Here is a 15,424-nt window from a genome sequence, read left to right as displayed (position 1 = left end):
CGGGTGCAGCGGATTGCGGTGGGACGTGACCGCGTTGTTGGGCTGTGGAGGCCCTGCGGTGTCGTAAGCGTCACAAGCTGTCGTCTTTCGGTCAACGACGAAAAGACGAAGCTGTGACCGCCCGCAAGCACTGGAGAGGTGTCAGATCACACGGCGCGTGGGTGACATGCGCGCGTGCTAGGGCGTCGTAGCGCAGGGGGTGTACGACTCGATATCCTGCGCAGCAGGACCGGAAACCGCAGGATCGAGCAAGGCGAATGATCAACAGTGAACTGCTTGCAGGGGGCGCTGCTGCTGCGCTGATCGGGGTTGCAATCGTGGCTGCGCTGCGTCGGCAGAGACGCCCGCCACATCGCAGTTTCAAGTGTGGGCGCTGCGGCAACGCCGCCCTCCATGACGAACGTACCCGTGGCGCTTGGCGCGCCGGGAAGCAGCGCTTCTACTGCAGGGCCTGTCATGCCGCTTGGCTGCGATCGCATCCACAGGCTTCCGCGCCGCACCGCGGGGCGTCCGGATGCCTGGGCGTCGTTGGCACACTTGCATTGATGCCACTTGCAGGCCTGGTGGCGTGGGTGATCCACCGCGCCTGAATGTGGTCCTGCATCGATCCAGCCGGGCGCCTGGTTCGAAAGCGCCATGCTGCGTCGCAAGGTGCCGCCCACCATTCGCACTGGTACGGTCCGATCCGTTGCACCACCACCGACGGGGAGAGACAACGATGCGCAAGGTTCTGCTGCTGTTGATCCTGCTGACCGGGCTGGCGCCCACGGTCCTGGCGGCCACGGTCAAGACCACCCATCGCACCATCCCCAGCTGGGATGGCACGCCCCTCGGGGCCTTCGTCATCGAACCCCAGGATGCCGGCAGTGGCCGCTATCCGCTGCTGGTGATGCCCAGCAGCTGGGCAGTGCCCAGCGTGGAGTACGTGGGCGTGGCACAGTCGCTGGCGCAGCGCGGCTATGTGGTCATCAGCTACAGCTCGCGCGGCTTCTGGGAGTCCGGCGGCAGCATCGACATCGCCGGGCCCGCAACGGTCGAAGACGTCAGTGCGCTGATCGACTGGGCGCTGGCCAACACCCGGGCCGATCCGGCCAGGATCGGTGTCTCGGGCATCTCCTACGGGGCCGGCACCAGCCTGCTGGCGGCGGCACGCGACCCCCGCATCAAGGCCGTTGCCGCGCTGAGCGGCTGGGCCGACCTGCAGGCGTCGCTCTACAGCCATGACACGCCCAGCGCACAGGGCATCGCCCTGCTGGTGGCAGCCGGCCTGGCCACTGGCCGCCCCGGGGCGGAGCTGGCCACCATCAACGGCAATGTGCTGGTCGGCAACTACCAGGGGGCGGTGGACTCGCTGCTGCCGGTAGCGGCACAGCGCAGCCCGGCCAGCAGCCTTGATGAGATCAATGCCAACCAACCCGCGGTATTCCTCGCCAACGCCTTCAACGACAGCCTGTTCCCGCCGGGCCAGCTGGTGGACTTCTTCAACCGTTTGAAGGGCCCCAAGCAGCTGCAGCTGCGCCATGGCGACCACGCCCTCAACGAGGCCTTCGGTGCGCTCGCCATTCCCAATGAAGTCTATGCCGCGGTGGGCGACTGGTTTGACCACTACCTCAAGGGCGTGGCCAATGGCATCGACCGCCAGCCGGCGGTGCAGTTGAAGTCGCAGAAGGGCAGCTGGAGCCGTTATCCGGACTGGCAGGCCACCTCTACCGGCGCCGTAAGCTACGGGCTGACCGCGCCGAGCGGGTTGTTACAACCCACCGGTGGACTGGTGGCGAACGGTGGCGGCACCGGCTGGAGCTACCGCATCGGCAGCGGCCTGCTGACGGCCGCCAACTCCGGCGTGGTGATGGCGTCCGGCGCGCTGCAGATGATCAACCTGCCACCGGGCGCGTATGTGCCGTTCGTCGGACGCAACGCCGCGGGAGTCTGGCAAGGGCCGATCTACTGGAGTGCGCGCCGTCTGGATGGCGCGCCGGAAGTGCGGATGACGGTCACGCCAAGCCGCGCCGACACCACGTTGTATGCCTATCTCTATGCCGAGGACGTGCTGGGCAATGGCCAGCTGATCAGTCACAAGCCCTATACGCTGCGGGGTGCCACGCCGGGGCAGGCGAAGACCATCGACCTGCGGCTGGAGGCCAGCAGCTGGGAGGTGCCGGCCGGCAGTCGCCTGACCCTGGTGGTGGACACGGTGGACCTGCGTTATGCGGGCATCAGCCAGTTGGGTGGCACGGTAACCTTCAGTTCACCGGCGAACGCGCCGTCGGTACTGAAGCTGCCTTTGCACTGATGGGTCATCGCAGGTCCGGTGGATTCATCGAAGCGTCGCGGACACAGGGATCACCGGCGTCCGGTGTCAGGCGCGCCTCGATGTCCGGTGGAAACCGCGGAATCCTGCTGGTCTGCATCACCACCCAGCGCATGATCGTGTGCAGGTAGTTGAGTGGCAGCATCGTGAGCCACATGAAACCCGGGAGGCGCGCGTCTTCGGCGAAGATGCGCTCCTTGCCGGACGCGAAGCTCTCGCGCTTGCCGTCCAGCGGCATGCAGCAGTGCACCGCGTCCACGACGGCTGCCGGTCCTTCTTCCATGTAGCGCCGCAGGAACTCCCAGTGGGCATGCGCGTTCTCGATGCGGGAGGTCGCGATGCAGAACGCGAACGTCTCCCGTACTGTCACGCCATCCGCGTCCAGGATCAGTCCGCGGACATCCCAGTTGTACCATCCGAAGGTTCCGGTTCCGCGGCCCAGCGTGAAATGGACCCGGTCCCAGGGCACGCTGAGGGTGGTGCCATCCAGCCGGAACACGTGTATCTGCCGGTGCTTGCGATCGAGCGCGATCGGATAGTAGGTCCAGCGGAACAGCTCGAGGCAAGCCACCCAGATGCTCGCTGCAGTGAAGGCGGCCAGCATCGCCATGCCGATGAATATCGCCTCCCACAGGCCGTTTTCGTTGGGTAGCCTGTTCACGACCAGCGACCAGAGCAGCATCAGCATGCCGCCCAGCCCAAAGGCAATGCCGATCGCGCCCAGCAGGGCTGCAAAGCCACGCGCGGCGAACCAGCGATCCACCGAAACCAGGCCGTTCGAATTCATCTTCACCACGCACAGCTGCGCCAACGGCACGACATCCAGCCGCTTCTTCTGCAGCAGGCGGTGCTCGCGTTCAAACGCATTCAGCGGGCGGTTGTTGGGAAACTTGCGCGTGTATCCGGTGTAATCCATGGGCGATCCCTGCGCGATTCCAGCGCCCGTTGGATTCTAGCGGGATTCTCCCGGGGGGAGATCAGCGACGGACGTCGAACGGGTGGCTCTCCATCAGTGCCCGGACTTCAGCTTCGCGGGCAGGGCTGAAGTCGCCGGGAATGGCGTGCTTCAACGCGCCTGCGGCCAGTCCGAAGCGCACGGTGCTTTCTGCGTCCAGCCCGGACAGCAATCCGTGCAGGATGCCGGCGGCAAAGGCATCGCCACCGCCGATGCGATCAACGGTGCCGGGCAGCGGCCTCGGAGGAGCCTGCGCGCGGGTTCCATCGCGCCCCAGCAGCAGCGCGCCGAGCACGTGATGGTCGGCGCTGATCACCTCGCGCTGGGTGCAGGCCAGCCACCGCAGGTGCGGGAACGCGGCAAAGGCAGCGGCCGCAGCGGCCTCGGTTCGGGCGACCGCATCGTCCTGCGCGAAGTGCAGCCCCAGCACCAGTTCGATGTCCCGATGATCGGCAAAGACAATGTCGGCCTCGGCGAAGACCTCGCGCAGGATCGCCGCTGCGTCGCCATCCCAGCGTCGCCACAGTGACGGACGATAATTGCCGTCGAAGGACACCTGCACACCGGCCGCGCGAGCCGCACGCACCGCACCCAGCACCGACTCGGCCACGTTGGCGCCCAGCGCCGGACTCACGCCCGAGACATGCAACAGGTGCGCGCCGGACAGCAGGGCGGGCCACGCATGGTCACTGGCATTGCTGTTTGCGAATGCAGAACCGGCGCGGTCATACACCACTTCACTGGCGCGCTGCACCGCACCGGTCGCCAGGAAGTACAGGCCCATGCGGTCACCCGCCACTTCACGCACGGCGGCCACGCCCACGCCATGCCGCCGCAGCTCGGCCACGGCATGCCGGCCCAGCGCGTTGCCGGGCACAGTGCTGGCCATCTGCACATCGTGGCCCAGGCTGGCCAGCGAGACCGCCACATTGGCCTCGGCACCTCCCACATGAACCTGCAGCTGCGGCGTCTGCAGCAGCAGTTCACGACCGGGCGCGCCCAGGCGCAGCAGCAACTCACCGAAACAAACGACGTGGCTCATCGGTTCTCTCTCACTCGGGGGTAGTGCAGCCCAGCATGCGCAGATCGATGGCATCGGCCATGCGCCGGTAGCCCTCGTCGTTGGGGTGCAGATGGTCGCGGGTGATCTCGTTGGGCAGCGATTCGGCTGCCTTCGGGTCACGCAGCGCGGCGTCGAAATCGATGATGCCATCGAAGCCGCTGTTGCCGCCGCGTGCCCACTGGTTGATCGTGGTGCGGGTGGCGGCGGACACGGGCTCGTAGCGCTCGGAACCGCCGAACGGGGTCAACGTACCCAGCCAAGCGCGGATGCCGTGCGCATGCAGCCGCGCCGCAACCTGTTGATAGCCCAGCAGCATGTCCGCCGCACTGCGTCCAGGCAGCGGCTGCGCGCCACCGCCGTGGCGGATGTCATTGATGCCTTCGAACAGGATCACCTGATCGGCGTCGGCCACCGCGATCACATCGCGATCCAATCGTGACAGGGCGCTGTGGCTGCGGCCATGGTCAAGCAGTTTGTTGCCGCTGATGCCCTGGTTGAGTACCACGAACCGGTTCGGGCAGGCCTGCTGCAGGCGCTGCGCCAATCGCTCCGGCCACTGGTTGAAGGTGCCGCGGCGTGCGGTGGCGCCTTCCGTGATGGAATCGCCCAGCGCCACGATTACCTGGGGACGATCTTCACGCTGCACCATCACTGCCGAGAACACGTTCTGCTGGTAGCTCAGCCGCACGCTGTCGGCGACGGCTGTCTGCCTGCCATCTGCGACCCGCAGCTCGGTGCGGCGCACGGCGGGGCGGGTGGGCTGCGGGAAATAGGCACTCACGCTGATCTCCTGCAGCGCCGCCACCGGCATCCGCACCGGGTCGCTCAGCAGCGCGGCTCCGACCGGCACCTCGATGACCGCGCGGCCATCCACCGTTACCGGCAGCGGTGCGGCCTTGCCGTTCTTCACTCCCACGCGCAGGTCCTCGACCCGCAAGGGCGCCGTGCCGAGCTCGTTGCTGATGCGCAGCCGCAGCGCATCGCCACGGCTGCCGATACGCATGTCCTGGCGCACGGTCTGTGCGGCGAACTGTACCGGCGCATCGGACGTTCCGTCCTTGCGGTCGGGCGCGGGCGCGGCCGTCCAGGCAGTGACCCACACGGGTGCGGCCCACGCAGCGGGCGCCGTCATGGCGGAGCAGAGCGTCAATGAAAACAGAAGTGTCCAGCGCTGCATGGGCAGGAGTCCGGTCAGGTGTCAGGAGAAGTAGGTGCCGCCGTTGACGTCCAGATTCGTGCCGGTGATGAACGCCGCCGCATCCGAGGCCAGGAACACCGCAGCGTCGGCGGCTTCGTCCGGCGCACCCTGGCGGCGCAACGGGGTGGCGCCGGCAACGGCCGTGCGTACTTCCGGCTTGGTGAATTCATCGTGGAAGCGGGTGGCGATCATGCCGCAGCACAGTGCGTTCACCCGGATACCCTTCGGCCCCAGCTCCTTGGCCATGGCGCGGGTGAAGGTCATCACCGCCGCCTTGGCGGTGGCGTAGATCGATGCGCCCGGGCCGCCACCATCACGACCGGCCTGCGAGGCGAAGTTGACGATGGCCGCGCCTTCGCGCATGTGCGGCACCACCGCGTGCGTGGTCAGGTAGGTCGAGGTGAGGTTCAGGTCCATCACGGTGTGGAAGAACGCCGGGTCGATGTCGGCCAGCGGCCGGCGCTGCACCATGCCACCGGCCACGTTCACCAGCAGGTCGATGCGCTCGCCGAACGCGGCCTGTGCCGCAGCGACCAGGCCGGCGACGGCCGTGGCGTCGGTGACGTCGGCACGGTGCACGATGGCCTGGCCACCGGCCGCACGGATCTGTGCCAGCGTTTCCTGGGCACTGTCTTCATCATTGGCGTAGTTGATGCAGACGCGTGCACCGGCGGCAGCCAGCTTGATCGAAACGGCGCGACCGATATCGCGGCCACCGCCGGTGACAATGGCCACCTTGTCCTGGAACGACATGCGGAAAACTCCTTGGTTTGCGGGGGAATTGACGTATTCTGAAAAAAGGAGATCCAGGCTCAGCCGCTGCGGCGGTCGAGCTTGTGGATCGGGCCGGTCCACCACCACAGCGCGGCCAGCGACAGCGGCACCAGGGCGGCGACGAGGATGAAGATCGGGGCATAGGAGTGGCGGGTCAGCACCGGCACCAGCCAGGTGGTGATCAAGGTGCCGGCCACGGCGGCCAGGCCACCCAGGCCTGCCAGCGTGCCCACCGAGCGGCCGTCGAAAAGGTCGCCCGGCAGGGTCTGGATGTTGCCGATGGCCACCTGGAAGCCGAACAGGACCGCAGCGATTGCCAGCACCGCCAGCAGCGGCTGGTTCGCCAGCACGGCACCCAGCAGGGCAGGAGCCATGACCACGCAGCCCAGCGTTATGGACAGCTTGCGGGCGCGGTCCACGCTGTGCCCGGCGCGGATCATCCGCCCGGACAGCCAACCACCGCTGAGGCTGCCCAGCATCGCGCCGACAAACGGCACCCAGGCGAACAGGCCGATCTGCTTGATGTCGAAGCCGAAGGTTTCAGCCAGATAGATCGGCAGCCAGGACACGAACAGCCACCAGATCGGGTCGAGCAGGAAGCGGCAGGCCAGCATGCCCCAGCTCTGCCGGTGGGCCAGCAGCTCACGAACGCTGGCCTTCGGTGCCACCTCTGCCTGCTGCCCGGCCTGGTCTTCCTGGATCAACCGGCGCTCGGCATCGCTCACCCACGGATGCTTGTCCGGCCCGGCGCGGTAGACAAACAGCCATGGCAGCAGCCACAGGAAGCCGATCGCACCGACCAGCACGAAGGTGCCGCGCCAGCCCAGCCACAGGTAGAGGCCGGCGATGGCCGGCGCGGAAACGATCGCGCCGATCGACGCGCCGGCGTTGAACACGCCTTGCGCCAATGCGCGCTCGCGCGCCGGGAACCACTCGGCATTGGCCTTGACCGCGCCCGGCCACGCCCCGGCTTCGCTGATGCCGAGCATCGCCCGCACCAGGCTGAAGGAGAGCATCGAATGGGTGATCGCGTGCAGGGCGATGGAGATCGACCACACGCTGATCGACAGGGCGAAACCCAGGCGCGTGCCGATCATGTCGAACAGGCGCCCGAACAGGAACTGGCCAGCGGCGTAGAACAGCATGAACACCGTCACCAGCAGGGCGTAGTCATCCTTGGTGGCGCCCACTTCCCTGGCGATTTCCGGCCACATTACCGCCAGTGCGTTGCGGTCGATGTAGTTGATCACCGTGGCCACGGCGATCAGGCCCACGATCAGCCAGCGCACGGCCGACCGTAGCGGCACCTTGCGCAGGTTGGCCACCACCGCAGGGCCGTTCATTTGCCGTCAACCTTGCTGCGGTCCATGCGTGCATGGCTGCCGCTCCAGCGGTAGGCATGGCCGTCCACGCTCACGCTGTGCTCGCCCTTGGCGCTGCTGTCGTCGGCCACGCCGAGGGCGATGCGTGCACCGCTGGCCAGGCGCAGCTCGATCACCTCGGCATCGTTGCCCCGGCTGCGCACGATGTCCTTGATGCGGCTGTCCGCGCCGTGCACGTATTCGGCGGTGCCGTTGTACTCGCCGTGCGGCTCCAGCACGCTGAAGAAGGTCACGTCCTTCTGTCCGTCCACGCGCTGCAGCAGGGCCGGTTCGCGGCGCAGGTTGAATTCCGGATCGTTCGCGCCGCTTTCCACCAGCAGCGCCTGTGCCGGCGCACTGCTGCCGAAGCGGTAGGTGTAGAAGCGCCCGTCCAGCAGCCATGTCAGCGACCGCGGCTCGCTGCCGGGTTTGCTGCGTGCATCCAGCCACAGGTGCTGGTAGCCGTTGTCCTTGCCCAGCACCGGGCGCTGGGCGGGGAAGTGTTCGGCTTCGAAGCCGGTGGTGACGATGTGGCCGTTGAAGTGCAGCGGCAGGTCGTAGCGCGCGGCCTTGCCGCCGTGCACCTGCAGCAGGTCCAGCGCGACCGGCAGGCCCAGGTCGGGATGGCGCAGCAGCGCCTGGGTGCGGGTGAACACCACGCCGGGGTAGGCGTCGCGCATCGTTGCCGAGGCAATCTGGGTATCGGCATCGGCCTGGAAGAAGCGCACCTGCGGCGCGTGTTCCTCGCCGCGTTTCCAGTCGCCCTTGAAGTGGCTCTGCTCGTCCACCACCAGGGTGTTGTGCGCCACGGTCTGCTTGGCCCAGCTGCGGTTCTCGGCCAGGTAGATGCCGCCGCGCTTGGCTTCCACGTTGAGGAAGCGGGCCGCGCCGTAGTCGGTCACCACTGGATTGCCGTTGTCGTAGAACAGCCAGTTGAGCTTGTCGAAGTGGCCATGGCCCATGCCCTGCATCGTGTCCTTCTGCACCAGCGCCTGGCCGCGTTCGCCGTTCATGCGCAGGATCGCCAGGCCGCCGCGATCGCCGTCGGGGCCATCGCGCAGCAGCATCGGCCGATAGTCGAAGGGCCTGGTCTTGTTCGCCGCCAGCGCCTGCGCCACCTGCAGGCCCTCGGGCGACAAGAGCAGGCGCTTCTGCTGCTGGGCCACGGACAGCAGGCGGTCGTCACCGGTACGCGCATAGGCGATGCCGATGCCGGCCACCAGCTCTTCGGTGTCGATGCCCTTGTCCAGGATGGCGTCGTTGATCGGGAAGAACAAGCCGTTGTAGCTGGACTGCACCAGCACATCCACGGCCTTCAACAGCACGCCGTCGCGGCGCGCGAAGATCTTCCGCTGCGGTTCGTTGCGTTCGATGGCATTGGCGAACAGCAGGAACGGCGCCAGTGCATAGCGCTGGTAGTAGGGGCCTTCCTCGTAGTAACCATCGGGCGAGAACAGCAGGTCGATCTGCCGAAGAAAGCCGAATTGATCGTCCTTCCGGCTGCCGCGCAGGGATTTCTCCACCAGCTCAGGGTCGCGCAGCACGTAGCCGGTCATGCCGGTGGCGGCCACCGCCCAGGTGGCGTGGTTGTGGATCTGGTCGTAGTTCTTCGGCTCGCTGACGAGGAACTCGGCCATTGGCCGGAACACCTTCGATTCGATGGTGTTGCGGTCGTTGGCGGACAGCGCGTCGCGGATCGCGTCGTAGCCCTGGATGGCGTTGACCAGCCATACCGAATCGTTGAGCACCTGCCAGAACACGCGCCCGGGGATCTGCCCACGGCCTTCCGGGTGCGGGCCCAGCGTCGGGTAGAGCTGGGCATACTGCAGCAGCATGTCGCGCGCATAGTCCACGTAGGCCCTGTCGCCGGTCAGCCGGTACAGCGTGCCTGCCGCCAGCAGCGCCTGGTAGTTGCGCTTGTGCTGTTCGTGGGTGCGGCCGCCGCCCTTGTCCTTCGGTACCGGCACGTCGATGCCGGCCTTCATCATCTTCTTCAGCGTTGCTTCGGTGCGTGCCTGCTCTTTGGCAAACCACGGGTAGCGGCGGCCTTCGCTGGCCATCTGCTGCCATTGTGCGGCGGTGACCAGCACCGGCGCGGCTTCGGCCTGTCGCACGGCAGCAGTGGGGGCTGCGAACAGCGATGCGCTCGGCAGCAGGGCGAAGGGGGCGGCCAAAGCCAAGGAAACGAACAGCGGCTGCAACCTCATCGATCAACTCCAGTGCGGGTGCGTGAGAGGGTGGCTTCGCCCACCTTGGGATACCAGTCGACGCCGGTCGCCTCGCGTGCGGTCATCGTCAAGGCAGGATCGGCGCCCACGGCGGGCAGGGCAGGCGTGGCAACCCACAATCCGCTATCAGCCTGCTGCAGGCTGACACCACGGCCCTCTATGCCCCCCGGGAACACGGCGCTGGCTGCCGGCGACTGCACGTTGCCGCTGAAGTCGATGCCGGCCAGCGAACTGGCGGCAGTGGGCGGATTCCGGTTGTCGCGGTTGACGATCAGGTTGCCGGTGAAGCGGCTGTTGCTGGCGGCCACCACGATGCCCTTCGCCTCATCATGGCCGACACCGAAACTGATCTTCGCCACGTCCACGAAGGTGTTGCGGCTGATCGTGGCATTCACCACCGGCGCATAGCCGGACAGCGGCGGATTGGCCTGCGCATCCATCACCGCCAGTGCCGACCGGTTGCTGGACCCGGCCAGCCGCTCGAAGTAATTGTTGCTGACGGTCTGGTCGGCGTTGATGATGCGTACGCCGCCGGTGCCGGCCTTGTCATCGCCGAGGAAGACATTGTCGATCACCCGGTTGCCATTGCCGTGGCGCAGGGTGAGTGCTCCGGCGGAACGATAGAACACGTTGCCGCGGTAGGTGTTGCCGCCGGACTTGTTGCTGATGATCTCGGTCTCGCCGTCGCAGCCTTCGAACCAGTTGTTCTCCACCGTGCTGTTGGAATCGCTCAGTGAGCTATCGCTGGTGCCGACGCGGAGGGTTTCGCCGCCATTGACGCCCAGCGCCGGGCGCGGCCCGAACCAGTTGTGGTCGATGCGGTGCTGGTTGTCCAGGCCCTGGGTTGCATCGCGCACCACCACGACTGTGGGTCCCGCATTGGTCTTGCCGCGCAGCTGGCTGTGGTCCAACCGATTGTGGCTGCCATACAGCGACACCCAGTAGTCCTGGTCGCTGGCATCGGGGTTGGTGTAGTCGTCGATCACCAGGCCGGTGACGCGGCTGTTGCTGGCGACGGCCTTGCTCGACTCGCGGAATGCCACCACCGCATCACCCGGCGCATAGCCGCTGCGGAACACCAGGTTGGACACCTGCAGGTAGCTCCCCGCCAGGCGCAGGTCCGAGCGCCCGCTGAAGATGACCTTGCCGGCGGTCTGCGCGCGCAGCACGATCGGGGCATCCGCCGTGCCTTGGCCCTTCAGCAGCAGCCGGGCGTCGGTCCAGGTGCCGTCAGCCAGCACGATCTCATCGCCGGGCTGCAGCGCCGAGGCGGCGGTAGCGAACTCCGCGACATCGTGGACGAGCCAGCTGGCTGCACTTGCTGCTGGAGTGGTCAGGCACATTGCCAGACCAGTGGTCAGGCAAAATAGCCATGAACCATTGGATCGGTGACGCGCCAGCGAGTGAATGCGCATGAAATCCTTCCAGGGACGGCCGGGCCGTCGTTTCAGGGTGGGCCTGCATACCACTTTCAGGTCTGTTGTAAGCCAGCTTTCGCGCAAAGTCATGCTGCATGAGCACATTAAATTGCGATCAACTGGTATGGATCAAAGGCATTTGAACAATCGCATACCAATTGGTTGACATTTTCATGTCGCCGTGCCGAAGCTGCGTCCCACGCCTGGCATGCAGGCGATCCTTTGGGAGGAGGAAACCATGCGGCGACCCGCCGGAGCAGTGCACAGCATCTCGTTGTCCCCTACACCCCTGATCGTGGCGCTGCTTGCCGCATTGGCTGGCCTGCCCGCTGCCCACGCGCAATCCGGCAAGGACGCGGCAGGGCAGGATCCCACCACGCTGGACCAGGTGCAGGTCACCGGCATCCGCGAATCGATGCAGAGTTCGATCAACAAGAAGCGCGACGACACCGTCATTGCCGACGTGCTCTCGGCCGATGACATCGGCGACCTGCCGGCGCCATCGCTGGCCGATGCGATCGAGACCCTGACCGGCGCCGCCTCGACCCGCGACAAGACCGGCGCCTCGGAAATCTCCATCCGTGGCCTGGGGGCCTTCCTCAGCAGCACCAACTTCAACGGCCGCGAAATCACCAATGGCAGCGGCGACCGCTCGGTGAACTTCAACATGTTCCCGGCCGAGCTGATCAACACGGTGGCCATCTACAAGACCCAGCGTGCCGACATCATCGAAGGCGGCGTGGCTGGCACCATCGGCCTGGAAACAGTGCGCCCACTGGAGTACGGCAAGCGTGCGGCGCAGCTGGACCTGCGCGGCAGCTGGGCCGAGTATGACAAGAAGTACCGCGACGACGACGGCATCGGCTATCGCGGTACCGCCAGCTACATCGACCAGTTCGAGTTCGGCAACGGGCAGAAGCTGGGCATCTCGCTGGGCTTCCAGCGCCTGGATGGCACCGACCCGGAAGAGAGCATCACCAGCGGTTCCACCTGGTATGCCTGCGATGGCACGCAGAACGTGAGCAATGCCAACTGCAATGAAGTGTCCGCGCAGGCCATCGCCAACGGCGCACCTTATTACCTGGTGCCCAGCAGCCGCATCTACCGGCTCAAGCAGGAGCGCAACGACCGGCAGAGCGAGTTCGCCGCATTGCAGTGGCGGCCCAATGACGTGGTTGAAGTGAACCTCGACTTCGAACACACCGAGCGCAACTGGTACGAGAACCGCAGCGACCTGAGCCTGTCCAACGCCCGCCGTGGCATCACCCGGCGCGAGGTGGACGAGGACGGCATCGTGCGCCACCTGCATGGCAGCACCTCGATTGATTCCACCTCAAACCGCTACTGGCGTGGCGAGGAATACACCGGGGGTGGCCTGAACCTGATCCTGCGACCGACCCCGGCCTGGGAACTGTCCACCGATCTTTCGTACTCGCACACCAATCGCCTCGACAGCGAGCGCATGACCCGCCTGCGCGCCAACCAGCGCGACGTCAACAATGCCATCGTGCCGGGCATCAGCAGTGGTGCCACCGGCTACGTGGACTATGACTGGGACTGGCGCGGCGAAGTGCCCAGTGTTGCGCTGGCGCCGAACTTCGACCCCAACAACTGGGACGCCTACACCGGCGCGGCGCGCGTCACGTCCAGCGCAACGGAGAACGACCACAGGATCAGCGCCGGCCGCTTCGATGCCAGCTTCATGCCCGAGTCCGGTTTCTTCACCCGCATCAAGGGCGGCGTGCGTGCCAGCCAGGCCGACTACCGCCTGCGCGACAACACCCTGGTAACCGACTACGACCAGCGCGTGGCGGCCGACAAGGCGAAGATCATCGCCGCCAACCAGGCCTGCCGTGCGCCGTTCCCGCAGGATGACTTCATGGATGCCGCCAGCGGCAACACGATCTCCTCGTGGGCGTACTTCGTTCCGGACTGCCTGTACCAGTCGTTCCGTGGCAGCCTCGACAGTGGGTTGGATCCGGGTTTCCAGGATCCGAACAATGTCGATATCACCGAGAAGACACGCGCGCTCTATCTGATGGGTGAGTTCAGCAGCAGCCTGTTCGGCTTGCCGGTGACCGGCAACCTGGGCCTGCGCTGGGTCAAGACCGACGTTCGCTCCGAAGGCGTGCGTACGGGGCTGCGTATCGAGGACAACGGTGACGGCACGATCCGCCTGCAACCCACCGGTGCGTACAGCACGCAGGTGTTCAAGGCGGGCAACGACAAGCTGCTGCCCAGCCTCAACGCGGCCTTCGAACTGCGCCCGGACGTACTGCTGCGGGTCGGTGCATACCGCGCTATGTCACGGCCGGACATCGCCGCGCTGGGCGCCGGGCGCACCATCAACGTCAGTAGTGATGCCACCTACGGCAATCTGGCCGACGCGCTGGATGACATCAGTGCCAGCGGCAACCCCGCTGCGCAGCCGCTGATGTCCTGGAACGGTGACCTCTCCCTGGAGTGGTACCCGAACCCGGACACGATGCTGGCCGGCGCGGTGTACTGGAAGCAGTTCAACGGCGGCACCGCCACCGCGCTGGTGCCTGAGACCTACACCATCGACGGCCGGAGCGTGACCGTGCCGGTGCGGCAGCAGGTAACCACCGACGAGGACAGTACGCTGACCGGCTTCGAGCTGACCGCCACCCATCGACTGTCTTACCTGCCCAAGCCGTTCGACGGGCTGGGCTTCAAGGTCAGCTACAACTATGCCGATGCCGACTACCAGACCCAGGATTCACGGCTGGGTGAGCAGTTGGCCGGTGATGGCACGATCATTCCGGCGATCGTGCCGCCGGCCGGTCTCAGCGGCTTCTCGCGGCACGTCCTGTCCGGCTCGATCTACTGGGACGTCGGGCGCTTCAACATCCAGGCCATCGGCAAGTTCCGCTCGCACTACTACCAGGACTTCACCGGCAACGCCGCGCAGCAGAACCGCTACTACGATGACAACACCAGCGTGGACCTGCGCCTGCGCTACCGGGTGAACAAGCAGTTGTCGCTGTCGCTGGAGTTGATGAACCTGACCAACGAGCCGCGCGTGGCCTACCAGCCGCTTTATGGGAACTTCCGCGAAGTAGTGACCTACGGGCGGCGTGCGTATTTCGGTGTACGATACAAGTTCTGAACAGGGCGGCGCGGCCAGTGGCCGCGCCGTCGCTCCAACCGGACCCTCGCCGGCCGCGGTGGCAGGGCAGGGACCCGGAAGGAATTGAATTGCCAAGGGTCAGCCGCATGTCCGCCAACCGCCTTTACCAGACCATCGCTGCCAAGCTCCGCAAGCTGATCGAGGACGGCGAATTCCCGCCGGGCTCGCGGCTGCCGGGCGAGCGCGAGCTGGCCGAACGGTTTGGCGTCAGCCGGGTCACCATCCGCGAAGCGGAGATTGCACTGGAGGCACAGGGCTGGATTGCAATCCGTATCGGTTCGGGCGTGCACGTGAAGCCGCGCCCGACGCAGGCGTCCGGCGGGCTGCCGGATGTCAGCGCCTTCGACCTCACCGCTGCCCGCGCGGTATTCGAGGCCGAGGCCGCCGCTCTGGCGGCAAGCAATCTGGATGATGCCGGCATTGCCGAGCTTCAGGCGTTGGCCGAAGCGCTGTGCCGTCGCGACCTGAGCGACGCGGAAGCCGGCGAGTACGACCGCCGCTTCCACCTGACCATCGCGCGCCTCTCCGGCAACCCGGTGGTGGAGTTCTTCGTGCAGCAGATCTGGCGCATGCGCAGCGAGTTGCCGCGGGTAACCGAAGTCTATGCGCGGGTCTGCCATGATGATGGCGCCAGCCGTGCCGACGAGCACATGGCCATCTTCGAAGCATTGCGCGCACGTGATCCGGTGGCCGCGCGCAATGCGATGCGCCATCACTTCCAGCGCCTGTTCGAGGCCATGCTGCAGGCGACCGAAAGCCAGGCGCTGGAGGAGATCCGCCGGCGCACGCAGCAGGATCGTGAACGGTTCCTGGCCACGACGCGGATCTGAACGACGGAGCGGACACCGGCCGAGCGTCTGCGTGCCGCGACCTGGCCAGCGCCGGGGGTAATGGCTGTTGCATCGTTGAGCATGCCGGCGGGTGATCGCCGGTGATGTGTCATGCCAATGATGCATGCCGGTGCC

General features: G+C 66.4%; 10 protein-coding genes. 3 read left to right on the top strand and 7 right to left on the bottom strand.

The genetic code is table 11. The features are described 5' to 3' along the window. The first annotated feature begins 718 nt into the window (after positions 1-718). Positions 719-2,293 carry a S15 peptidase family protein gene (locus AC5P65_RS10325; RefSeq protein WP_495215558.1) on the top strand — a complete coding sequence of 525 codons (1,575 nt, stop codon included), beginning with the start codon at positions 719-721 and terminating at the stop codon, positions 2,291-2,293. 4 nt (positions 2,294-2,297) lie between these two features. On the opposite strand, the gene AC5P65_RS10320 is transcribed toward AC5P65_RS10325, so the two are convergent. The 7 genes from AC5P65_RS10320 to AC5P65_RS10290 form a co-directional block, all read right to left on the bottom strand. Next, positions 2,298-3,227: a DUF6708 domain-containing protein gene (locus AC5P65_RS10320; protein WP_111098478.1), complete on the bottom strand. Its 930-nt coding sequence runs from the start codon at positions 3,225-3,227 to the stop codon at positions 2,298-2,300. Positions 3,228-3,288: 61 nt separating this feature from the next. Continuing rightward, entirely contained in the window at positions 3,289-4,308 is a 1,020-nt protein-coding gene (locus tag AC5P65_RS10315; protein ID WP_021202370.1) for a sugar kinase, read from the bottom strand. Positions 4,309-4,318: 10 nt separating this feature from the next. Further along, complete coding sequence (locus tag AC5P65_RS10310) at positions 4,319-5,506, bottom strand: GDSL-type esterase/lipase family protein (RefSeq protein ID WP_111098477.1); 1,188 nt, start codon at positions 5,504-5,506, stop codon at positions 4,319-4,321. Positions 5,507-5,527: 21 nt separating this feature from the next. Next, the gene (locus AC5P65_RS10305) at positions 5,528-6,280 is read right to left on the bottom strand and encodes an SDR family NAD(P)-dependent oxidoreductase (RefSeq protein WP_111098476.1); all 753 of its coding nucleotides are present in this window, start codon (positions 6,278-6,280) and stop codon (positions 5,528-5,530) included. A gap of 59 nt (positions 6,281-6,339) precedes the next feature. Then, complete coding sequence (locus AC5P65_RS10300; RefSeq protein WP_111098475.1) at positions 6,340-7,644, bottom strand: MFS transporter; 1,305 nt, start codon at positions 7,642-7,644, stop codon at positions 6,340-6,342. Then, positions 7,641-9,869, bottom strand: a complete 2,229-nt coding sequence (locus AC5P65_RS10295) for an oligoalginate lyase (RefSeq protein ID WP_021202374.1) — start codon at positions 9,867-9,869, stop codon at positions 7,641-7,643. Before AC5P65_RS10295 ends, AC5P65_RS10300 begins: the two co-directional genes overlap by 4 nt. Then, entirely contained in the window at positions 9,866-11,305 is a 1,440-nt protein-coding gene (locus AC5P65_RS10290) for a polysaccharide lyase 6 family protein (protein ID WP_111098474.1), read from the bottom strand. The genes AC5P65_RS10295 and AC5P65_RS10290 overlap by 4 nt, the downstream gene beginning before the upstream one ends. A 241-nt stretch (positions 11,306-11,546) precedes the next feature. Here AC5P65_RS10290 and AC5P65_RS10285 point away from each other — a divergent pair, with 241 nt between their 5' ends. Together AC5P65_RS10285 and AC5P65_RS10280 are read left to right on the top strand one after the other, a co-directional pair. Beyond that, positions 11,547-14,438: a TonB-dependent receptor gene (locus AC5P65_RS10285; RefSeq protein WP_111098473.1), complete on the top strand. Its 2,892-nt coding sequence runs from the start codon at positions 11,547-11,549 to the stop codon at positions 14,436-14,438. 107 nt (positions 14,439-14,545) lie between these two features. Further along, positions 14,546-15,289: a FadR/GntR family transcriptional regulator gene (locus tag AC5P65_RS10280; protein WP_021202377.1), complete on the top strand. Its 744-nt coding sequence runs from the start codon at positions 14,546-14,548 to the stop codon at positions 15,287-15,289. The last annotated feature ends 135 nt before the right edge of the window (positions 15,290-15,424 follow it).

The sequence above is a fragment of the Stenotrophomonas sp. YJH_SMC_48-3 genome (assembly GCF_059369375.1).
This window is presented reverse-complemented; position numbering and strand designations above follow the sequence as displayed.